The sequence below is a fragment of the Paenibacillus sp. MMO-58 genome, assembly GCF_037146255.1.
Taxonomy (GTDB): domain Bacteria; phylum Bacillota; class Bacilli; order Paenibacillales; family Paenibacillaceae; genus Pristimantibacillus.
On sequence record NZ_JBBCVY010000001.1, the window covers coordinates 359,679 to 383,574 of the forward strand.

Consider the following 23,896-nt stretch of genomic DNA (forward strand, 5'->3'; position numbering starts at 1 on the left):
AAACAGGCACAACCGTTTTTTTATTTATTTCGCTACTTTTTCGCGATTGAGGTATACCGTCTCGCCAGTGCGGGCGGATTCGTAAATCGCTTCCAAGATTTCGGTTACGACAAGAGCTTGCTCTGCTTTAACAACCAGATCCGTATCGTTCAGGATCGCGTTGATCCAAGCGGCGCATTCCACGTCGATATCGCGCTCCGAAGCGCCGTCATAGAACGCTACGCCGCCAGCGGAAAGGTCGATTTCCTTAACGAACAAGCGGCTGTTCTCTTCGCCGTTGATGCGAAGGCCGTTCTTCATGTCCGCTCCGCCTTCCGTACCGCAAAGCGTACATTTTGCTTCGTCGATATCAAGCGTATTCAGCGCCCAGCTTGCTTCAAGCGTAATCGTTGCGCCGTTCTCCATCTTGATAAAGCCTACAGCAGAATCTTCTACCGTAAATTTCGCAGGATCCCAAGGTCCCCAAGCGTTAGCTGCATTTTCTTTGGAGCCAAGCTTATGGAATACGGAGCCCGTTACGGAAACCGGCTTGTAGTTGTCCATCATCCACAGCGTCAGGTCAAGCGCGTGAGTACCGATATCGATAAGCGGTCCGCCGCCTTGTTTCTCTTCGTCGAGGAATACGCCCCAAGTCGGAACCGCGCGGCGACGGATTGCATGAGCGCGCGCATAGTAGATTTCGCCCAGCTCGCCTTGCTCGCAAACCTTTTTGAGGACTTGGCTGTCCGGACGGAAACGGTTGTTGTAACCGATTGTCAGCTTTTTGCCTGTGCGTTTCGCAGCATCCAGCATAGCTCTTGCTTCAGCAGCCGTCTTAGCCATTGGCTTTTCGCACATAACATGCTTGCCGGCTTCAAGGGAATCTATCGTAATAAAGGAGTGCGAGTCATTAGGCGTTAATACATGCACAACATCGATCGTCGGATCGGCAATCAGCTCGCGGTAATCCGCGTATACTTTCGAGCCTTCAGCGCCGTATTTTTGGGATGCTTCTTCAGCGCGTTCCACCACAACGTCGCAAAAGGCAACGATTTCAACATTCTTGTTCTTGCTGAGTGCAGGAAGATGCTTGCCATTAGCGATACCGCCGCAGCCGATGATGCCAACCTTCAGTAATTTACTCATGTCCAGCCTCCGTTTAAATGGATTTATATAAAAAAGTTGTTTATGCCCTTACTATAGGTTTGACCGATATTTAGAGTCAATAAGGCTATAAAAAAGTTCTTGTCTGTGTCGTATAATTATAGTCAGAATGTCTTTATGTTCTAGTTTTACTTTGGTAAATGGTATGCTACCTTAGAAATAAGTCGTAAATATGAAGTTATCCCAAATAATCGGTCTGAGGAGTGGAAGTTATATGATTAGAGTCGCAATGTTAAGCTATTGGCATGTTCATGCATGGGATTACACGAGAGAGGCGCAAGCGCATCCGGATACGGAAATCGTAGCGGTATGGGATGAAATTCCGGCTAGAGGCGAAGAAGCAGCTTCCAAGCTGGGCGTTCCTTTCTTCTCTAATCTGGATGAACTTCTTGCACGCGAAGATATTGACGGAGTGATCGTGGACGCGCCTTCCAATATCCACCGTGAGGTTATGGTAAAAGCCGCACAAGCCGGCAAGCATATCTTTACGGAAAAAGTGTTGGCGCTTACAACGAAGGAAGTTAACGAGATCCTGGCGGCAGTGGAAGAAGCGGGCGTTAAGCTGACCGTATCGCTGCCAAGACTCAACGACTGGTATACGTCTTCTATTCAGAACGTGCTGGAATCCGGCATTTTGGGCAAAGTTACCTTGACGCGCGTCCGCTTGTCCCATAACGGCGCAACCGCAAACTGGCTTCCTGAGCATTTCTACAGCCTGGAGCAATGCGGCGGCGGCGCATTGATTGACCTTGGCTGCCATCCGATGTATTTGACTAGACTGTTCCTTGGCGAAATGCCGGTTCAGGTTCAAGCTTCGTACGGTTACGTAACCGGCAAAGACGTGGAGGATAACGCGGTATCCATTCTCACGACGGCCGGCGGCGCTATCGGTATCGTGGAAGCGGGCTTTGTAAATGCCCATTCGCCATTCACGATCGAGATTCACGGCACGGAAGGCTCGCTCTTGTACGGTACGCCGGAAGACCGCATTCTTGTCCGCAGCAATAAGAACGGGGAATCGGAGTGGACGGAAGCGGATAAGGCAAGCGGCCGCATCAAGGCATTCGAGCAATGGGCTGACCATATCCAAAATAATACGGTTGCAGCAGAGAACATCCGCATGGCGCAGGATCTGACGGCGCTTATGGAAGCATCTAACCGCTCGGTTGCTGAGAAGCGGGCTGTACGTATTGAAGAAATCCGCTAATACGATGACTGGCATGGATGAACGGGAGCAGATCGTGGAGACCGACAGCAAGGTAAGCGCAAGACCGTATCCTTATGCCATTATGAAAGAAAAGATGGACGCGCTAGAACGGCTTGATCTGCATTTCAGATGGGGACGTTACGGCATCAGGGTGCTCAAATGGCATCTGACCACCTTTAAACCTGGACAGCTGATCAAATTCCACAAGCATTCGGAGTTTGAATTCCACTTCGTGCCGCGCGGCAAAGGAACGGTCACCTTGATTGACCATATTTACAAGCTGAACAGCGGCATGTTTTATTTGACCGGTCCCGGCGTTGTGCATCAGCAAACGGCGGATAACCGTTCCGGCATGGAGGAGCTGTGTCTGCATGTGGATATCACGCGTCTGCCGGACGGAGAAGAACGGGAAGAATGGGGCTCGGAGTGGGAAAACAAAGAGTCGGAAGCCTGCATTCAGGCGCTGACCGATTTTCCGCTTCGACCGTTTATGGATCAGCATGATGCCATGACATGCTTCCTTCAGGCTTACATGGCTTGGCGATCCGGCGAGCTTGGGGCTTATACGACGATCCGCCAGTCCTTGATTCAAATATTGCTGCGCGCCGCCAAAGCAACCGTTGACCGGGATGGCCAGCAGATGCTTCCGGCGAGGGATATTCAAGCGCATCGCTTCGAGATGGCGCAGCAATATATTTACGATAATTACGCAAGACCGCTAACCCTGCAGGAGGTTGCGGACCGGATCCAGATCAGCACAAGACAGCTGCAGCGCGTCTTTCACCGGTACGGGGTAAGCTCCTTCAGCAGCTATTTGGAGGATTTCCGGCTGCAGCGCATTTGCGAAGAGCTGGTCGAGACCTCGAATACGGTGGAATCCATCGCGGTCAACCATGGCTTTACGAATACGAACTACCTGTTCCAGGTGTTCAAGAAAAAGATGGGGATGACACCGCTCGCTTATCGTCAGCGTCATCAGTTAACGAGTGTATAAGAGTAAAGGGCAAGCCAGAATTGGCTTGCCTTTACTTTTTTATCCTATAACGGCCATTTCCTTCTTGTATTGCGAAGGCAGCATGCCGGTCCATTTCTTGAACGTCTTCGTAAAATGGGCCTCGTCGTAATACCCGACTTCCTTGGCAACGGAATGGATTTTCATATCGCTGGCCTGCAGCAGCGCTTTGGCCTTCTCGATCCGGTATTGATGAACATAATCGAGGAAGTTAACTCCAAGCTCCTGCTTGAACAACGTGGATAGATAGGTGCTGGAGACAAACAAAGCCTTGGCGATTCCGGCCAAAGTCATCCCATGATCGGCATAGGAAACTTCGATTAATTCCAACGCCTGCTGAACTTTCCGCTTAGGCGTACGCTGCGGGTTCATCGTTGCAACGATCTGCTGAATCGTCCGGTATATAAAACCGGCCAGTTCCTCAAGCGTCTCAATGCGGGTCACCTGTTCCCGCAGTTGTTCAAAGTCCCTTATCCAGTCGAAGGTGGAGCTGTCCGCCTGAGGAAGCAGCTGGATAAGACGTCCTAGAAAGGATAACGCCCGGTTGTTGATTACTTTGCGGGAATGGGAGTAATCCGACTGGAAGACCGTCAGCCATTGTTCGGCCGCGTTTAACATCTCGGCATAGAGGCCCGAGCGCAAGTATTCCAACGCGGATTGCTCGAGGTGAAGCAAGTCGAGCGGATTAATATGCCCGGGGAGCTGAACTTTGACGGTTCCGGCAACGTCACGGTAATAATGGGAGCTGCCCGGGCCATGGAAGAAACGCTGCTCCAAAGCCTCCAAGGCTTCTTCATACGCGGCATGCAGCTGGTTCATATCCGGCTTCGTATCGCTGATGCCGATACTGACGGTTATTTTCAAATAGTTGAACAGGTTTTCCTGGAGTTGTGAAAGGGCATTGCGGAGCTTGTCGCCCAGCCATTCGAATATCCCGTTAAAGACAACGGCTACACCGCGGGGCTCCGCAACAAGCTCAACGGGCTGCAGCAGCATGTTCTCCAGTGTTTCCTGTATGATGTTGGAGGCGGCAATGCCAAGCAAATGCTGATCGCTTCGGTTATAATTCAAGCTTTCCACCGCTCTACCGTCCATGCTGATGACCATGACCAGAACATGCTGATAGACAATGGTCATTTGGGTTGTTCTCATTTGTTCGAATCTGTTCTCCGCCGGCATTGCCGGCGAACTGAGCCATTGCTTCAAATATTGGCTTTTCGCGATGGGAAGGTGGAGATGAAGCTGATGCTCCAAATCCTTAACCTCATCCGTTAAGCGGCGTTCCCCGTATAACCGCTCCGTTAATCGGATAAAGGTTCGCTTGATCTCATCGGGAGAGCATGGCTTGACGAGGAAATCGGTTACCCCCAGCCTAATGGCGCGCTGGGCATTTGCGAAGTCGTTGTAGCCGGACAACAAGACGCACACCGTCTCATAACCGCGTTCACGCATGGTTGTCAGGAGCTGCAGCCCATCGATAATCGGCATGCGGATATCGGTAAGCAGCAAATCCGGCCGATTAGCCTCTAGCATCTGAAGCGCCTCCAGGCCATTGGCGGCAATCCCGCAGATTTCTATTTCAATGGATGCCCAGTCAATGAGTTCTACCAATCCTTCACGGTTCAATTCTTCATCTTCTGCAATAAGTAGCCTTAGCATAACTTACCTCCGCTTCGCCGGTAGAGTTAACAGCACCCTGGTTCCGAGACCGGTTGTGCTCTGAATCGCAATAGAAGCCTCCTCTCCATAAAAGATCCGTACACGTTCGGCAATATTGGATAACGCATAGCTGTCGCTGCCCTCAGGCGTTGTTCCTTCCTTCAGCTGCCGCTGCAGAACGGCCAGCTTATCCTGTGGAATACCGATGCCGTTGTCGGTAATCTCGATCACTACCATATTGCCAGCCAATGATGCCTCAACATGGATAAAGCCGCCTTCATCCTGCAAAGGCTCGACTCCATGAACAACGGCATTTTCGATAAGTGGCTGCAGCAGCAGCTTGGGAATCAGATAATCCTTCAGCTCGGCGGCCAGCTCAAGCTCGCACGTCAGCCGGTCCTTGAAGCGGATTTGCTGAAGGAACAAGTAATGCTCGATCAGCTCGAATTCACTGAAGAGCTCAATGGCATCGCGGCCTTGGCTTAAGCTGATTTTAAAGATAGAGGACATGGAGTAGATCATTTCGCCAACGGTTTTATCCCCGTTTCTCTCCGCGGTCCAAGCAATGGTATTAAGCGTGTTGTAGAGAAAATGCGGATTAATCTGCGATTGAAGCAGCTTAAGCTCTGCATTTTTTTGCTTAAGCTGGGCTGTATACATCTCGTCTATTAAAGTGCGGATTCTGCCAACCATCTTGTTGTAGCCCGCACCCAGCTGTCCGATCTCGTCCATTCCTTTGAGCGGAACATATTCATCGAAGCTGCCTTTCTGGAACTTCTTCATCGAAGCTAGAATGGAGCGGAGCGGACGGATAATAAAGCCGGCAATCGCCCAGGAAAATACAAGACTCAGCAACAGGGTAGCGATAATAACGCTCACGGTAACAAGCATAATTCGGTTAAGCTCTGCAACCAGCTCGCTCCGCGGCTGAATCACGATTACCTTCCAGCCCGTTAAGGCAGAGGTGCGCTCGGCAAATACCCAGTCGCGCGCATGAATGGAATGTCCGGCATCCGCGACGCTTTTTACGTTCGAATCCAGATAAGGCAGCTGCTGCATCGGCCTGCCGACCCATTGTCCCGTACTGTCGGACAGCACGGTTCCGTCCGTATTAATGACAGCGATTGCAAGATCGTCGGCGGAAGAGGTATACGAGCTTCGGATATCCTTCTCGTCAATGCCAAGCAGCAGCACGCCTTGCGGCTCGTAAGTGGTATTGTCCTTCATGACCTTGGTGAGCAGCAGCTTGGACTTCGTATCGCCGGTGAAGATGCTTTTCTTGCTGCCCGGCAATTCCATGCTCCAGGTTTCAATCTGAGGATTCGCCAATATGGTCTTATAGTTGTACAGCCTCTTGTACTCCTCGAACGGAATAGCTGCCGACAGTCCCTTGTTATTGAACTGGAGCGGGGCAAAGTGGTCGGAGTAGATGGTCAGGAATTGAAAGTACGGGCGCGTCACCATCAGACGGTTTATGGAATCGATTACATTTTGATTCGTCACAAATATTCCCGTTTCCGGCTTCGAGCGGAGCAGCGCCTGAATCTCGGGCGTCAGGAACAGATAGTTGGAAATATCCAGCGCGTCCTGCGCGATATAGTCGAGATGGTCAACAGCCTGCTGGGCCGTGCTTTGCTGCTTGACCTCCATCTTTTTCACGATCTCGCTTGAAGCAATCCGGTAAGCGAAGATGCCTGTAACGGTAATCGTCACGATGAGAAGAGGAACGAACCACAGTAGGATTTTGTACCGGATCGGCAGGTTTAAATACCAGGTCTGGAGCAGTCGTTTGATCATAGAACAGCCCTTTTCTAAAAGTCGGATATCTGGCTTTCTCTCTCTACTATAAATTGTAATTGGTAGATTGGCTATGCCGGAAACTTTAGTTCCATATCAATTTTTCCATATTCTGAAAAATGTACAAGCGATTCTGAAAAATGATCGGGTTGCGCAGCCAGCGGGGGCTATCTTAGGGTGGTTCGGCTATACCGAGCTTGCTCCTGCTTAAAAAATATACAAGAATTCGGAAGAATGGATTCTACTAACCGGGTGTGTTCCTTTTTTATAATCGATATGCAGACTGTACAACTCATGGAAAGTAGGGAAAGGATTGAACGGCTTCACCCGGAGAAGAGCAAGCACGGTGCTGGCCGTCCTGCTGGCTGCAGCCAGCCTGACAGCCTCCTGCCGTAATGAAGGAAGCGGCGCTTCCGTGTCCTCCATGACGAACCAGAGCCAGAAGTCAGGCGAGGTATACACGCTAACGTTCTTCACCAACAACTCCAACCGCACGGTTGGACAAGGCAAGATGGAACAAGATCTGATCGACCTCTATATGAGGGAGCATCCGTACGTCAGGATTGAAGTGGAGACCTTGTCGCCTGATCCGCAATATCAAGACAAGATCAAAGTGTACACGGCTTCAAACAAGCTTCCGGATATTATCAGCACTTGGGGAAACAGCAATTTTCTAAAGCCCTTAGTGGAGAGCGGCGCGATTGCGGAGATCGACCGACAGAGCTTAAGGGATCTAGGCTTCGTAGAATCCGCCATGGACGGCTACAGCTTTAACGGCAAGCTGTACGGATTTCCGAGGAATTCCGACTTCTGGGTGCTGTATTACAACAAGAAGATATTTGCTGACAACGGATTGAAGATTCCGAAGAAGGAAGCTGACCTCATGGATGCGATTGCCAAGCTGAAGGGGAAGGGCATCGTGCCTATCGCAATCGACGGGCGCGAAGCCTGGACGAGCGGGATTTGGTTCGATACGATGCTGCAGCGCGTGTCCGGTACATGGGATATTTCCAAGAAAGCGATGGACGGAAGCGGCAGCTTTCGCGACCCATCCACGGTGAAGGCAGCGGAGGCGATTCAGCGCTGGGTAAAGGCGGGAGCCTTCGGAAGCGAGTTTCTTAATCAGGACTACGGGGCCGCCCGCAATCTGTTCAGCCAAGGTCAGGCAGCGATGTTTATGATGGGCGAATGGGAAATGGGGATGGCCTCAGACCTTAGCTTGCCGGAAGATGTGCGCGAGAATATTGGCGCCTTTGCCATCCCGGCGGTAGCGGGAGGCGAAGGGGAATCAAGCGATTTGACGGCATGGTTTGGCGGCGGCTACTCCGTATCGGAGACATCCGCGCATAAGGAAAAAGCGATTGCTTTTCTGAAGTGGATGTTCCGGCCGGATAATTGGGCAAAAGGCGTGTGGCAAAGCAGTATTACATTCCCCGCCCAGAAGTATTACCAGTTCATTACGGGTACCGAAACAGAGCTGCAGAAGGAGCTGAGCGATATTTATACAATGGCATCCTCATACAGCGGGACGGTTGCACAGGACAAGTTCACGACGGAAAATCAGAAAATCTATTACGACTCCTTGCAGCTGCTGGAGAACGGGTCGCTTACGCCGGAGCAATTCACGGAGACGATTGCAAACGCGGCGAAGCGCTCTCAGGAAGACGCCAGCTAGTCCTTATTCCTACTCTTTCATGATTATACGAACGGAGGTTTACAAGCATGAAAAGAAAGATTGCCGTTCTTGCAACAGCGGCGATGATCTGGTCGACACTTGCAGGAGCCCTGCCCACGCTGGCGGCGGATGCGCCGGCTGGCAGCGTTCCTGCCTACTTTAACAAGAAGCTGTCCGTTGAAGCCCGGGTGGATGACCTGCTTGGACGCATGACGCTGGACGAGAAGGTCGGCCAGATGGTACAGGCGGAACGCGCTTCCATTACGCCGGAGGAAGTACAGACGTATTTCATCGGTTCTGTCTTATCCGGGGGCGGTTCGTTTCCGAACGGGAAGCAATCGGACAGCACGCGCGACAATTGGGCGAAGATGGTGGATGGCTACCAGGACGGCGCGTTGTCGACAAGGCTCGCCATTCCGATTCTGTACGGCGTAGATGCCGTTCACGGGCAAAACAATATCATCGGCGCAACGATGTTCCCGCATAACATTGGCCTTGGCGCCTCAAGAGATACCGCGCTTGTCCAGCAGATTGGAGCTGCGGCAGCGGAAGAAGTGAAAGCTTCCGGCACTAACTGGGCGTTTGCCCCAACCATTGCTAATCCGCAAAACGCGAAGTGGGGGCGTACTTACGAAGGCTTCGGCGATGATCAGACGCTTGTTGGCGATATGGGCGCGGCCTTCATTAAAGGGATGCAAGGTACAACGGCAGCACAGCTTGCCAGCTCAAGCAAAGCCGTTGCGACAGCCAAGCATTTCCTTGGAGAAGGCTATACGGACAACGGAGTTAACCAGGGCAACATTACAACGATGACGGAACAGCAGGTGCTTGATACAAGCTTGTCTATGTACGAGTCAGCTGTAAAAGCGGGCGTTCGTACGGTTATGGCTTCCTATAACAGTATTCAAGGCATCAAGATGCATGCGAATCAACGTCTGCTCACCGATAAGCTGAAAGGCTCCAAGCAAGACGGAGGACTTGGCTTTACCGGCTTTGTCATCTCGGATTATAACGCGGTGCAGCAAATTACGAAGGACTGGAACGGCACGGCCGTCAGCGGTCTCAAGGATCAAATCCGGGTAGCGGTTAACGCAGGCGTGGATATGATGATGATGCCGTCCGACTGGAAAAATACGATTACCAATCTGAAGCAGCTGGTGCAGGAAGGCAAAATTTCCGAAGACCGGCTTAATGACGCGGTACGCCGCATTTTACGGGTGAAAATCGAATCCGGTCTATTCGAGCATCCGAAGACGGATCCTTCGCTAACCGATACTTTTGGTTCCGATGCGCATAAAGCGCTGGCACGCACGGCCGTATCCGAATCGCTTGTGCTGTTAAAAAACGATAGCGTAAACGGCTCGCCGATTTTGTCGCAGCTGAAGGATATGGACGATATTTTCGTCGCGGGCAAAAGCGCCAATGACATCGGCCTGCAGCTTGGCGGCTGGTCGATTACATGGCAGGGCTCGGCCGGCAATATTACGCCGGGCACAACGATTCTGAAAGGCATTCAGGACGTACCGGGCAAGACGGTAACCTACAACCAGCATGGACGCGGCGCAGCAGGCCATGATGTGGCCATCGTTGTTGTTGGGGAATCGCCTTACGCGGAATCTAACGGGGATAACCTGAATGATCTGAAGCTGACAAACGATGATTTGGCTACGTTGACCAATGTTAAGGAATCGAATATTCCTACCATTGTTGTTCTCGTGTCCGGCCGTCCAATGATTATTGGCGACCAGCTGAACGATTGGGACGGTCTGGTAGCCGCATGGCTGCCGGGTACGGAAGGGGCAGGGATTGCTGACGTTCTGTTTGGCAGCAAGGACTTTACAGGGAAGCTGCCAATCCGCTGGCCGTTCTATACGGAATCCTACAAAACGATTAAACCGGGAGAAAGCAACCTGGATGACAGCCAGACGTTATTCGGCTTTGGCTACGGCCTTGCGAAAGACGAAGCTACTCCCGCGCTGAAGCCGGTTCCGGAGAAGCCAAACGCGGTTGCCGCGGTTGCGGTTCCGGGCAAGATCGAAGCGGAGGCATTCACGGCTATGAGCGGTATCCAAACGGAGAAGGTATCCGATGGCAGTGATCCGGGTCTTGATGTCGGCTGGACGGATCCGGGCGATTATCTGGACTACAAGATTAACGTGCCGGCTGCCGGCGTTTATCCGATCTCAGTCCGTTACGCCGTGGGGGCGGGCACGGCAACAGGCGGCAAGTTCCTGGACGGGGACGGCAAAGCAGCAGGCGTACTCTCGGTCAGCAATACGGGAGGCTACCAGAACTGGCAGACCGCAACGATTGACGGTGTATTCCGGAAAGCAGGCGTTCAGACGCTTCGCTTCCAGCTGACAGGCGGCGGAATCAACCTTAACTGGTTTGAGATCGGCGAGAAAACCAGCGAAGTGCCGGATGAGCCGGTAGATGGAGGCGGCAGTAATCCGGGCAATACGGAAAATCTGCCTGTCGTTCAGACCGGAGTCGTCGAGTCCTGGGTGACGAATGAACGGGATTCGAAAAATATCAACTGGTATTATGCGCCGCGCTGGAAAGACGGCGACAAGAAGCTTGAGCAGCAAGCTCCGCTTGACGTAACCACCGTGGGAGCGGGTACGGATCAAACAACCATCACGCTGGACCCTTCCAAGGAGTACCAGTCGATGGTGGGCATGGGCTCCTCGGTTGATGAATCCACCATTCATAATATGATGATGATGAGCGATGACAAGCAGAAGCAGCTCGTCCGGGATCTGGTTGATCCGGCTAGCGGAGCGGGCATGAGCCTGATGCGTCTGACGATTGGCACAGCCGACTTCACGGCGCAAAAGTTCTATACGTATGATGACATGCCTGCCGGTCAGACCGACGTAAATCTGGAGCATTTCTCGATTCAGAAGGATATCGATTACGGCATTATCAAGCAAATCAAATCGATGCAGGCCGTAAATCCGAATCTGCAATTTTTCGCTTCGCCTTGGAGCCCGCCGGGTTGGATGAAAACATCGGGCAGCATGATCCGCGGTTCCGTGAAGACGGAATACTTGCCTGTCCTTGCGGATTATTACGTGAAATACATTCAGGCTTACCAAGCACAAGGCATCACCATCTCGGCGATGACCCTGCAAAACGAGCCTTTGCTGGAGATTGACTATCCTAGCACCAAGATGCCTTGGGAGCAGGAAGCCGAGCTTGCGAGACTGCTTCGCACGAAGCTGGACGCGGCAGGCTTAAACGATGTGAAGCTGTGGATTTTTGACCATAATCCGGGAGACACGATGGCTTACCCGGCCAAAATTCTGGAGAGCCAGGATAACCGCGATGCGATCGACGGTACGGCCTTCCATGATTATGGCGGCGATCTCGCGCAAATGACGGCGCTGCATAATCTGTATCCGGACGAGAACGTTTACCTGACGGAACGCGCGGTATGGGGAACGGAAGGCGCCGACCGGATTGCGCAATATTTCCGCAACTGGGCACGCAGCTACAATTCGTGGGTTGTGATGCTCGACAGCGACATCAAGACGCATCAATGGACGGGTACGCCTGATCCAACGATGCTGGTCCAGGACTCGTCCAACCGCGACAGCTATTGGCTGACGCCGGAGTACTATATGCTCGCGCAATACTCGAAGTTTGTAAAACCTGGCTATACGCGTATAGACAGTAATTACGGCTCCTCGGATAAAGTAACTAACGTTGCTTTCCTGAGCCCGGATAAGAAAACGGTCGTAACGGTTGTTATCAACCAGACAACAGCAGAACAGCCGATCCGGATTGTAAGCGACGGCACGCAGTTCAGTGCGGCTGTACCGGCCAAATCCGTCGTGACTTACCGCTGGAACCGTGCGGATATCGCTGCGATTCCAGGCTCTATTCAAGCGGTTGATTATGCAGCGGCAGAAGGGACTTACCAGGCGGACGGTTCCTATCTCACCGGCATTAACGAAGGTGACGATACGGCTTCGGCTTCCTTCGAATACAACGTTCGCGTGACGGATGCGGGCAGCTATTATGCCGATCTGGAATACAGCGGCGTGCCGGCGGAAGGAGCAGCTTATGAGCTTCAGCTGGACGGGCAAACCATTGGCAGAAGCGGGCTTAAGCAAGCGACGGATGCAGGACATTTTGCAAAAGCACGCGGAATCGTAGATCTGACGGCCGGCGTTCATAAGCTGAAGCTGATTGTGACGGGCACTCAGATGGATGTGAACAGCTTGTCGTTCGCGAAAGCAGCGGCCGCGCAAACCGTACCGGGTCTGCTTCAGGCGGAAAGCTTTGCGGACTCTTCCGGCGTTCTGGTGGAAAGAGCGGGCAGTACAGGCAGTCAAGCAACGGCTTATTCGGCAGGGAACAATTGGACGGAGTATGCGGTAACTGCACCGGCTACGGGAGATTACAAGATTACTTACCGGTATGCTTCGGCGAATGCGGAGGCACAAGCAGCCTGGGACGGCGCAGAGGTGGCTTCGCTGAACGGTTCAACCGGAGTTGCGGATTGGCAGCTTGCGGCAGGAACGATTCATCTAGAAGCGGGCACGCAAACCATACGTTTGACGGGAAGCGACGGTCTCCTGATTGACTGGATGGTTATAGGTTCTACGCTGATTGCGGATCCATCACAGGCATTAAACGAAAATTCTCTGGGCGGCTCTCATGTATCGGTCGAGCTGTTTGGCGACACGTTTGCCGCCGAGCTTACGGCAGAACATTGGCAGGTTCTTGGTCTGGACTGGTTGACGGTATCGGAAATTAGCCGTGTAGACGATACGCATGCCATTGCGACATTGGCTGGAGAACCGGCGGATATTGACGGAGATGCAGCTGTAGCCCTGACGGCGGAGGCTTCCGAAACAACGGGAGGTACTGCCGCAACGAGCACGGTGGTTCCGGTACATGCCAATAATGATGCGGAGACCGTATCCGTGGCGGGCGGAACGCTTCCGTACGGAGTTAATGGCCAATCGATTACGCTTTCCATTAGCGGCGGCAAGTTTAAAGAAGCGGGCCTTGATCAAATTACGCTTGGCGGAGATGCGGCAGCAAGCGGCGTTGCCGTAAAGAGCGCAACGTTTGTAAATGCACAGCAGGTTGAGTTGGTCCTTGCCTGGAACGAAACGCCATATTATGGCGACCGTACGGTTACCGTTAACGTACCGCCGGCTGCTTATGGAGATTCATCCGACGGGAAAACCGTTATCGCATCGTTCAAAATGGCGGGAACGGCTAACCATGCCGAACCGATTACGATCCCGGGCAATATTGCGATAAGCGATTATTATCAAGTGTCCGGCGTAACGGCTGGTCAATCGCTTACTGGCTTTGATAAAGGAGATTGGGCGGACTTTAACCTGGATGTTCCGGCTGACGGCACGTATATCGTAGCTCTTCGGGTGAAATATCCAAACGGCGGCACTAACGGCATTCAGATCCTGAATGCGGAAGGCACAGCGCTTGCCTCCATTAATGTGCCGAACATGTCCGGCTCGACATCCGTCGTTGGCGTACGCACGGCAATCGACTTAAATGAAGGAGAGCAGCGTATCCGGATTTTGAGCGGCGTTGGCGGCTTTGATATTCAACAGCTTTCAGTGGAGGCATTGACACCTGCAAAGGCAGATAATAATGGACTCGTCAAAGTAGAGGCCGAAAATTATACGATGGCTGATGCGCTTGTTATTCAATATGGAGCTCAGGTTAACAATCTGGGATACGTCAGTGCAGGCGGTACAATCAGCTACGCGGTAAATGTTCCGGAAACCGGCAATTACAGCTTGAAATACCAGTATGCAACGAATCAGTCCGGCGTATCGGTATCGTTCCATTCTGATGGAGCCTTGCTGGCAACAACAAGTCTCCCGGGTACGGGCGGCTGGGGCAATTATGCCTCCGCCAGCGATATCGTTCATTTGGAAGCGGGCGTTCATACCGTCAAGCTTCTGGATAACGGCGATGGCTTTAACCTGGATTGGTTCTCGCTTGCAAAAACGGATGAAGTACCGGTCGTAATTAGTGGACGCGTGGATCTTCCGGTTATTAGCGGCAGCCAGTCGGGTACGAAGCAAACGATCAAATTAACGGCTCCTACAGCAGGAGCGGCCATTCATTACACGACAGACGGCTCGCTTCCTACGGCATCAAGCAAAACCTATACAGGCTCGTTCACCGTGGATGACACGGCGGTCATTCGCGTTATTGCCGTAAAAGATGGAATGAAAGACAGCTTTGCCGCTTACCACTTGGCATCGGAGCCGATTACAGGCGGCGATAATGGCAACGGAAACGGTAATGGTAACGGAAATAGTAACGGAAACGGAAGTGGCAGCGGAACGGATACAGGAAACGGTAGCGGTAATGGGTCACAACCCGGAGGCAAGGTAACGATTAAAGCTCCGGCACCGGTTGTGAACAGCTCCACCGGAAGAGCCGTCAGTACACTTACTCAAGCTGCTCTGGAGGATGCGGTGAAGCAGGCGTCCGCAGGCTCGAAGCTTGTATCCATTGAAGTGCCTGCTGCCTCGGGGCAAAGCAGCTATGAAATCGTTCTTCCGGCATCTTATGTAACAACCGGTACAACCAAGCTTGAATTGGTTACGCCGATTGGCGTTATTACGATTCCGGGCAATATGGTAACAGGCGCAAACGGCGCATCGACAATCAGCATCGTGATTACAGCTAGCACGACATCCGGGTTTGATGCTGCTATTGCAGATCAGTTCGCGAACAAACCGTTCATCGATTTGCAGGTGCTGGTAGACGGCAAGCCTGTTGTCTGGAGCAATCTGCTTGCGCCGGTTAAGGTAGCTATTCCTTATTCGCCTTCTGCAACAGAGAAAATAAATGTTAATGCGATTACCGTCCGTTATATTGACGAACAAGGAACGGTAACCCCGGTACCAAGCGGTCATTATGATCCGGCATCGGGTACGGTCATCTTCACAACAACGCATTTCAGCAAGTATGCCGTCGCATATGTCTTCAAAACCTTTGAAGATATTGCGAAGTATGGCTGGGCGAAGGAAGCCATTGAATCGATGGCGTCCAAAGGAGTCATTACGGGTATAACCGATACGACCTTCTCGCCGGCTAAGCAGGTGAAACGCGGAGACTTCGTCCTGCTGCTAGTCAGAGCTCTTGGCCTGAACGCTGCGGCGGAAGGAAACTTCAGCGATGTGAAGGAATCGGCTTATTATTATGATGCCATTGCAACAGCTAAGGCGCTTGGCATCGTCCAGGGTAAAGGCGGCAATCTGTTTGAGCCGGAAGCATCGATTACGCGCCAAGAAATGATGACGCTGGCTGCAAGAGCGCTTGAAGCCGCCCATATTCAACTGCAAGCTGGCAGCGGCGCTGATCTGCAGGTTTTCACGGACGGCAATGCGGTTGCGGGCTACGCGAAGGATGCTGTTGGAGCGCTGGTGAAGAACGGTATTGTAACGGGAAGCGGCTCTAAGATTGATCCGAACGGTACGGCTACAAGGGCAGAAACAGCAGTTATTATCGACCGGATGTACCGTTTGCAATAATCTCATAAGAGAAGGCGAAGCGGGGGCGAAACCTTGCTTCGCCTTTTTTTGTGTTATACTGAACAAAGTAAAGTAACTTCGTAGGGAAACAAGGTGGACAACTTGAATGACAGAATCGTAATGCCCGTGTGGATGCTGGGCTTGTTTGTCGTGGTCATGAATACGACCATGTTTAACGTCTCGGTACCAAGTATAATTAACGATCTCGGAATCACTTCGGATCTTGGCTCATGGATTGTATCCAGCTATTCGATTGGATATGCCTTATCAACGGTGATTTACAGCCGCTTATCGGACATCGCTCCAATACGCAGGCTGGTAGCCATAGGGCTGCTTATATTAGGTCTTTCCTCAGTGCTTGGAATCTTTGCCCATAATTTCGCTCTTCTGCTGACGGCGCGGATTCTTCAATCGGCAGGGGCAGGTACGATGGCCGGACTTGGACTTGTTCTAGCAAGCCGTTATATTCCGGTAGAGCGAAGAGGCCGGGCGATCTCGATGATTGCGGCCGGCAGCGCAATGGCGTTTGGTCTTGGGCCGATTGTAGGCGGCGTCATCAGCGAATATTTTGGCTGGAACGGCCTGTTTGTGGTTACTTGCCTGGTGCTGGTTATTTTACCGGTCTTGCTGAAGCTGCTGCCGAAGGAAAATCCGCAGCCGGCCAGCTTTGACTATTGGGGTGCCGCCTGGACCGTTATTAATGCGACTTCCTTACTGATTGCGGTAACGCAACAGTCCGTCCTCTGGCTTCTGGTCAGCGTGATTACAATTGTGATTCACGTGCTCCATATCCGGAGGGCGAAGGGTAACGGAACCTTCGTGAATCCGGAAGTCTTCCGCCAGCCCGGCTATATCCGGCTACTGGTGGTGGGCTTCTGCCTGCTGATCATTAACCTGGGCAACCTGTTTCTGATGCCGCTTGTCCTGGCGAATCTGTTCCATAAATCGGAGATGCTGATTGGCTTCCTGATTGCTCCTGGTGCTATTCTATCGGCGGTTTTAACGCCATTTGTCGGGCGCTGGCTGGACCGGTACGGAAATGTCCGGTTCCTGTTTATCGGAACAGCGGTCTTGACGGCCGTAATGGCTATGTTTATGACGGCTCTTGGCAGCTCGCCTTTTGTTATCATGTGCGGATACTTGCTCTTCTCGCCGGCTTTTTCGGCCACGCTGGCTTCGCTTAATAACCAGACCTCAAGCATTTTGCCAAGGCATTTGATTGGCTCCGGCATGGGGATGATGCAGCTCATTCAGTTTTTCGGCGGCTCCTTGTCGGTAGCGATTTGCGGAGTTTTGCTCCATAAGATGAGCGGCATCACGCTGGAGCATGCTTATAACCATGTCTATCAACTGCTCTTCATTTGCCCGATCATAGCGATTGTAATGTTAGGGTGGTATTACTCGTCTTACCGGAAAAGGGTACAAGCTCAAAAGCTTGTTTAATGTTTTCGTCTAAGCTTCACCGGAAAAGATAAACGAAAAAGGGCTGTCCCAAAGCGGGACAGCCCTTTCGTATGTTTAGAAGTATTTCTCCATAAGGATGGACAGCATCTGAATGCCTACTTCGTTCTGTCCGCCTTCGGGAATAATGATGTCGGCGTATTTTTTGGACGGCTCGATAAAGGCTTCGTGCATCGGTTTAACCGTCTTCAAATACTGATCGTGAATCGATTGTATGGAGCGGCCGCGCTCTTCAATATCCCGCAGCACGCGGCGTAGGATGCGCACATCGGGATCGGTGTCCACAAACACCTTGATATCGAGCATCGCACGCAAATCTTCGTCGGACAGCACATGAAGCCCTTCTATTACGATGATTTTGCAAGGTTTGAGCGCAACCGTCTTATCCTTAAACCGGGAGTGGTTGGCAAAATCGTAGACCGGTGCTTCAGCCGTCTGCCCGGATTTCAACTGCTTCAAATGCTCGATCAAGAGCTCGTTGTCAAAAACAAGAGGATGATCGTAGTTCAGACCTTCGCGCTCGGCAAAGCTCAGATGCGGATGATCCTTATAATAGTTATCTTGCGAGATAAAAGTGACTTTATCTTCGCCAAGCCGTTCAATAACGGAGCGGGCTACCGAGGTTTTCCCCGAACCGGTGCCGCCAGCAATACCGATAATAAGCATAGTTATTCTTAAATCCCCCTAAATGTGTAAAGCCCATCAATTCAAGTATTGTATCATAGCGTGGCTCGAAAAACATCTGCATTGGCTTTGAGATTATTTAGGATGCCAAATGCTTTTTTATTTCGACTGTACAAGGACTTGAACACCCCGAAGTAAGTGTCATAGATAGCTTTGTTCCGAGGATTGGGCGTGTAGAAGGCGCTTACCTGCACAAAAGATTTGGCTGCATCCAGATTTGGAACGATGCCAAGACCAACTGCCGCGGTAATGGCTGCCCCGATGGCGCCGGCATTTTGCGGACTGTCAACCGTCTCGATCGTCCGTCCCAAAATATCGGCGAGGATCTGGCAGGTGAGCGGGGCAAGCGCGCCGCCTCCGACAAAACGGATCGCTTGGGAGGTCGTAATCTTCCGATCTTGCGCTTCGAGCTGCCATCTGAGATGGTAACAGATGCCTTCCAGCACGGCATGGATGAGCTCGGTTTTCCCCGTTTCAATGCTGATGTTGAAAAACAAGCCCCGTGCATGCGCGTCCTCAAACGGACAGCGATTGCCATGCAGCCAAGGCGTAAAGATAACGCCATTGCTGCCGGCAGGCACGTCTTTGATCGCATGCATCATGTAATCGTATAGGCTGCGATACATCGTTTCCTGGGAATCGGATACTTGTTTCTTCTCCAAATAGATGCCGATTTCATCCAAGGCCAGATGGTTTTTGACCCATTCCAGGCATTTGCCCGCCGTCTCCAGCTCGCAGAAATAATGAAAATGCTTCGGTCTGGCACCAACGATGGATGCGATCATGCTGCTCGCATCGATAATCTGCCGGTTCACAACCGTCGATACCCAGCCGGAAGTGCCCAGGTAAATATGCGTATCGCCTTCCGCAACCGCACCGGCTCCCACGCCGATAAGAGAGGCATCGCCTCCACCGCCAAATACGGGCGTGCCTTCCCTAAGCTCGAGCTCCGCGGCAGCCTCGGCGGTTAATAATCCGGCCATTGCCGTGGACGGAATCACCTTCGGAAAATGCTCGGTCCGGACGCCAAACATTCGGCACATTTCCTTGCTGAACCGGTTGTTTCTCGCGTCGTACAGCAGCGTCGCATAGGCTGTGTCCTCGGTCATAACAAATTCGCCCGTACATTTGAAAAGCAGATATTCCTTGACGTCCAGCCACTTGTGAACGCGGCGGAATACCTCGGGTTCATGCCGCTGCACCCATTGGTATTTCCAGACGGGATCCTTGACGCTGGCCGGAACGGCGCGGGTGATCGCAAGCGACTTAAGCAGCTTGAATACATTAGCCCCGGCAATTTGAATGCCATGCCTAATTCCTGTACGGTGCTCCTCGGAAGCCCTGGTATCCATGTAGCTCATTGCCTGGCGGACAGGCTCGCCTTGTTCGTTAACAAGCACAAGACCTTGCATTTGGGCGCAAAAAGATATGCCGCTAATATGCGAAGCTGGGATGCGGCTTTTTTCCAGCACTTGCCTTGTTGTTGCCCGCATCGCCTGCCACCAGTCCGCCGGATCCTGCTCCGCGCCGCCATTGTCCAGAATCATTAGCTCATAGCTATGCAGAGCGCTGGCCACAAGCGACACGGAGGGGGACAGATGGTAAAGACATGTTTTGACGCCGGAGGTTCCTATATCGTAAGTGAGCACGTAAGCACTCATTTGCTGCACCCGCCTTTACCTTTTACATGGACTGATTGGTATCTTCATCCTTGGCCTGGTAGGCCGATTCCGGAATGCGTAGCGTTACGGGAAGCAAAGCGGCCGTCAGCACGACAAACAGCAGCATCGGCCAGACGATAGAGTCCAGTGCTTCGTTCAGAACTTCAAACAAGTAGACAAAAGCAATGCCGGAAACCTGCCCCATCAGCAAAATCATGCCAAGCGAAGTGCCTTCCCGGACGGGATAAGCAAGCTCCGAGCCATGCTGGAATAAGATCGGGGCGACGCCCATAATGGTGAAGCCCGCAAGTCCGGCAATTACGGTTACCGGAACGAACTGTTCCGCAAAGGTTAGTCCCAAGTAGGCAGGAATGAGCAGCGTAATGGCCGCAATAAAAAAAGGCGCCCGAATCCGGTGTCCATCCGATAGGATCGGCAGAGCAATTGCGCCAATAATCCCGGCGACGATAAATACGGCGCCAACAAGCCCGGCTTCCTCGGAAGTAAATCCCCGTGGGGTAAGGATCGTTTCCAGCAGGGTAAGAATCGTGTTGAAGATGCCGATGCAGATAAAGCTGACGAGCAGGATTAGGAAATAGTTTTTGTTCTCGATAAGAAGACCAATCGATTGGAAGCGTAACACCTCTTGTCGGGGGGCGGTATTGGTCAGGGAAGCGGGAGGTTTCACGAATACAAACGCAGTGGCGAGACCTGCAGCAGCAATGGCCAACGCCGCAAACCACATAAACAGGTCGGGGATGCCGGAAGCTTCCGCGATTGCGGGAGCAAGCGCCATCGGAACGATAAATCCGATATATTGGGCAAGCGTCAGAATACCGGCTGCCGTAGATCTCTCCCGAAGCGGGAACCAGTCCGAGGCTACCTTTGTAGCGATATTAAGCAGGAAGGGCTGCCCGATTGCCAGAATGAACTGAAAGATTAGGACAAGCGTGAAATCTTCCGCATACAAGGCGCGCATTAAGCTAAATACGGCAGTCAGAGCTGCGCCGATCAGAAGGGAAACTTTGTAGCCCCATTTGTCTATGACCCATGAGGCAGGCATGGAGAATAAGATAAACATGATCATAAAGCTCATGGAGCATAACGTGACGGACATGCTGCCCACGCCGTAATAGTCTTCCGCCAAACTAGAGATTGGCGCGAGGGAAAGCCACATCATTTCGGTGGATACGATAATCGGGACAATCGATAAAAGAATGATCCATTTCATGAGGAAGATTCTTTTAATAATAATTCCACCTTTCGGCTAGGAGGTAACTGCAGCCTGCTTCGAATATTTTTTCAAATACACCAATCGCATCAACAGGCTTTCCAGGTAATGAATAGGCTTGACTTGGCCAAGTAGCTTAGCTCCGATATGGGCCTTGCCGTTTTTCTCCAAAACCATACCAACGGCTAGAGCATCATCATAGGAAGCGCCGCAGCATAAAGCGCCCATTCCGCGGATCAGCACGGCTGAGGAACTTTTGAGAGCGGCGGATACCTCTGAAGGGGAGAGCGCGGTGTTCCTTGCCGATGTGCCGATCAGCTGGGCGAAGTCGTCAAGCAGCGGCCTCAGCGGCTGGCCGGTCTGGGAGAAGACCGTAATCTCCGGAATGCCGCTCCAGTGAATATGGTTAATCTGCTTATGCGTACGGTAGATTTGCTGGTAGACCCAAGCTTCCTCCGGCATGGCGGCATCCAGTTCGTCATACCGGGCAAGGAGCTCGGAGCCGGAATCGTCAAACATAAGGAAACCATCCTCCGTTCTTCTGCTATGATACAGCATCCGGGATGCAGGTGCCGGAGAGGAATAGCTCAGCCCAAGCGCAAACCGGCTTAACGCGGCCGCATCGGCTTCTTGCTCGCCGGTTAAGCTTTTATACGTATCGTCGATATATTGACGGCAAGCGTTGTCCAGCTCCAGAGCGGCTTCGAAGGCTTCCGTATCGTTGGCGCCGTAACAGACGGCACCGTGGTTTTTCATAATAATAGCCTTGTTTGAGGTGAGGGAAAGCGCTTTGGCAACATTGCGCTGCAGCTTCTTCGTACTCGGGAGCGCGTAAGCCCCGCATAATACCTGTCCTGCCAGCAAGCCGCCGTTAATCGGAACGGCATTTACATTACAGGCGCTGATGACGGATGCATATTCCTGATGCGTATGGATGACGAAATAGGCATTGGGAAAACGTTTGTAGACCTCGGCATGCACGCCTTTCTCGGAGGAAGGCTTGATATTGCCGCTATAGCTGCAATCGGAGATTTGAACGGTAACGATATCCTCCGGCGTAAGCGAGCGGTAATCCCGGCCGCTTGGCGTAATGACGAACCGGCCGCCCTCGATGCGATGGCTTACGTTTCCCCAGGTGCGGGCAATCAGACCGGTCTCCATCAGCTTGATTCCGGCTTCGATAACACGCTGCTTCGCTTCCTCGATAGCTGTCACGGGCATCCTTCTATCCCTCCAATAAGGCTACATTGCCGAAAATACGGTCAAAACGGACAAGGACGTCATCAATCATTTCTTCCGTGTAAGCCCCGCTGGTGTACAGCCGGCTGCCTGCCAGAGTTACGATTCCTTCGGCCATGTAGGCCGCGCCCATATGCTCCATCTCTCTTTTCCGTTTGGACGTTTCCGACAATACCTTCGGAATTTGCCAAGGCTTCGACCAGTTGATGGAAAAATGCATCGTGCCTACGGTCTCGAGGTGGCAGATCGATCCTTGGTTAAAAACGACAAACGGCAGCTTGTGTTTGCCGATTAAAGACTGCAGTCCTTCGGTCAGCCGGTCTGCCATCCGGCCGGATCTCGGGATCGCGTTCGTCCGTTCTATCTCGCATAACGTGTAGTAGCCGGCTACGCAGCTGAGCGGATTCGCTGCCATCGTACCGCCGATTAGCGCCTTCTTATGCTTGCTTCCGGCTTCAATGCCCGCGGACAAATATTTCATATATTCCTTCTTGCCGCCAAGGCCGCCAGCACCCGGATAACCGCCGGCAACAACCTTGCCGAAGACCGTCAGATCCGGGGATACCCCGTAATAACCCTGCGCTCCGGACATTCCGATTCGGAAGGCCGTAACCACCTCGTCGAAAATAAGGAGGGCGCCGTATTTGCGGCAGAGCTGCTCCACGCCCTTATTGAAATCCTGGTCAACCGGTCTTGTGCCGCTCTCCGGTCCAACCGGCTCGATCAGGACGGCTGCCGTGCCGCCGCGCAGCTGATTGAAGCGGAGCTTTCGTTCCAGATCCTCCAGATCGTTCGGGAAAAACTCCTGGGTATGCTTGAAGATATAACGAGGAACGCCATGCGCTTGCGTCCATTTGGAGCCGGGGATGCGGATGCCATAGGCCAGCTGGTCGCTCCAGCCATGATAAGCGCCGCCCATCTTGATAATCTTTTTCTTCTTGGTTGCCAGACGCGCCACGCGGATAGCCGCCATGCAGGCCTCCGTGCCGGAGCCCAGCATGCGGAACATCTCGACGGAGTCGATGCTGTCGGCGATTTTTTTGCCTAGTTTATATTCGTATTCATGGAAAAGTCCGGTTGAGGGGCCGCAATCGTTCAGCAGCTCGATGACCTTCCGGCGTACCTCGGGCGGGTTGCTTCCGAGCACCGTTGGGCCGCCGGCCTGCAGAAAATCATAATAACGGTTGCCGTCGGCATCATAGAGGTAAGCGCCTTCGGCTTTCGTAAATACAAGTGGAAACGGATGGTTAAAGGCTAGGTTATGCTGGACGCCGCCGGGAATAATCTGCTTGGCTTCGTCTATCATCTCTTTCGATTTCGCGCATTTCGCTTCAAAATAATCCTCTTCATACTTCTTCAGAGCATCGGGTCTTATCGAATAAATCGGCTGCTCGATAAGCCGGTCAAGCTGGCTTGTCACGGCCTTTACATCGGGATAGCGGGAAATCGAAAAAGTCCTCTCCATATGTACCCTCCTACAGATATTGGTCACGCAAGGGGCAGAGAAATAATAATTCAAGTATATATAAACGGTTCGAAAGAAGGAACCAGTTTAGGTAATATCTCACAAAAATATTTAACAGAATTAATGC

At 52.3% G+C, this 23,896-nt stretch carries 13 protein-coding genes; 5 read left to right on the forward strand and 8 right to left on the reverse strand.

The annotated features are described in order from the left end of the window. Positions 1-24 precede the first annotated feature (24 nt). On the reverse strand, positions 25-1,125 hold the full coding sequence (locus WFJ73_RS01530; RefSeq protein ID WP_336771231.1) for a Gfo/Idh/MocA family protein: 1,101 nt from the start codon (positions 1,123-1,125) through the stop codon (positions 25-27). 232 nt (positions 1,126-1,357) lie between these two features. Between WFJ73_RS01530 and WFJ73_RS01535 the strand changes: the two genes are divergently transcribed. Next, the gene (locus tag WFJ73_RS01535) at positions 1,358-2,350 is read left to right on the forward strand and encodes a Gfo/Idh/MocA family protein (RefSeq protein WP_336771233.1); all 993 of its coding nucleotides are present in this window, start codon (positions 1,358-1,360) and stop codon (positions 2,348-2,350) included. Beyond that, positions 2,334-3,344: an AraC family transcriptional regulator gene (locus WFJ73_RS01540; protein ID WP_336771235.1), complete on the forward strand. Its 1,011-nt coding sequence runs from the start codon at positions 2,334-2,336 to the stop codon at positions 3,342-3,344. The genes WFJ73_RS01535 and WFJ73_RS01540 overlap by 17 nt, the downstream gene beginning before the upstream one ends. A gap of 39 nt (positions 3,345-3,383) precedes the next feature. On the opposite strand, the gene WFJ73_RS01545 is transcribed toward WFJ73_RS01540, so the two are convergent. Together WFJ73_RS01545 and WFJ73_RS01550 are read right to left on the reverse strand one after the other, a co-directional pair. Next, on the reverse strand, positions 3,384-5,021 hold the full coding sequence (locus tag WFJ73_RS01545; RefSeq protein WP_336771237.1) for a response regulator: 1,638 nt from the start codon (positions 5,019-5,021) through the stop codon (positions 3,384-3,386). A gap of 3 nt (positions 5,022-5,024) precedes the next feature. After that, positions 5,025-6,818 (reverse strand): cache domain-containing sensor histidine kinase, encoded by a 1,794-nt coding sequence (locus WFJ73_RS01550; RefSeq protein WP_336771239.1) that lies wholly within the window; start codon positions 6,816-6,818, stop codon positions 5,025-5,027. A gap of 313 nt (positions 6,819-7,131) precedes the next feature. Here WFJ73_RS01550 and WFJ73_RS01555 point away from each other — a divergent pair, with 313 nt between their 5' ends. The 3 genes from WFJ73_RS01555 (at position 7,132) to WFJ73_RS01565 (ending at position 17,471) form a co-directional block, all read left to right on the forward strand. Next, positions 7,132-8,493: an ABC transporter substrate-binding protein gene (locus tag WFJ73_RS01555; RefSeq protein WP_336771241.1), complete on the forward strand. Its 1,362-nt coding sequence runs from the start codon at positions 7,132-7,134 to the stop codon at positions 8,491-8,493. 47 nt (positions 8,494-8,540) lie between these two features. Continuing rightward, positions 8,541-16,028 carry a glycoside hydrolase family 3 N-terminal domain-containing protein gene (locus tag WFJ73_RS01560; protein ID WP_336771243.1) on the forward strand — a complete coding sequence of 2,496 codons (7,488 nt, stop codon included), beginning with the start codon at positions 8,541-8,543 and terminating at the stop codon, positions 16,026-16,028. A gap of 93 nt (positions 16,029-16,121) precedes the next feature. Then, positions 16,122-17,471, forward strand: a complete 1,350-nt coding sequence (locus WFJ73_RS01565) for an MFS transporter (RefSeq protein ID WP_336771245.1) — start codon at positions 16,122-16,124, stop codon at positions 17,469-17,471. Positions 17,472-17,546: 75 nt separating this feature from the next. Here WFJ73_RS01565 and udk read toward each other — a convergent pair whose 3' ends face one another. From udk to WFJ73_RS01590, 5 genes are read right to left on the reverse strand one after another with little or no spacing between them, the layout of a single operon-like run. Next, positions 17,547-18,155 (reverse strand): uridine kinase, encoded by a 609-nt coding sequence (gene udk, locus WFJ73_RS01570; RefSeq protein ID WP_336771247.1) that lies wholly within the window; start codon positions 18,153-18,155, stop codon positions 17,547-17,549. 53 nt (positions 18,156-18,208) lie between these two features. Then, complete coding sequence (locus WFJ73_RS01575) at positions 18,209-19,834, reverse strand: xylulokinase (RefSeq protein ID WP_336771248.1); 1,626 nt, start codon at positions 19,832-19,834, stop codon at positions 18,209-18,211. A 22-nt stretch (positions 19,835-19,856) separates the two neighbouring features. After that, positions 19,857-21,065: an MFS transporter gene (locus tag WFJ73_RS01580; protein ID WP_336771250.1), complete on the reverse strand. Its 1,209-nt coding sequence runs from the start codon at positions 21,063-21,065 to the stop codon at positions 19,857-19,859. A gap of 36 nt (positions 21,066-21,101) precedes the next feature. Then, positions 21,102-22,286, reverse strand: a complete 1,185-nt coding sequence (locus WFJ73_RS01585; protein ID WP_336771252.1) for a class II aldolase/adducin family protein — start codon at positions 22,284-22,286, stop codon at positions 21,102-21,104. A 4-nt stretch (positions 22,287-22,290) separates the two neighbouring features. After that, complete coding sequence (locus WFJ73_RS01590) at positions 22,291-23,769, reverse strand: aspartate aminotransferase family protein (RefSeq protein ID WP_336771254.1); 1,479 nt, start codon at positions 23,767-23,769, stop codon at positions 22,291-22,293. Positions 23,770-23,896 lie beyond the last annotated feature (127 nt).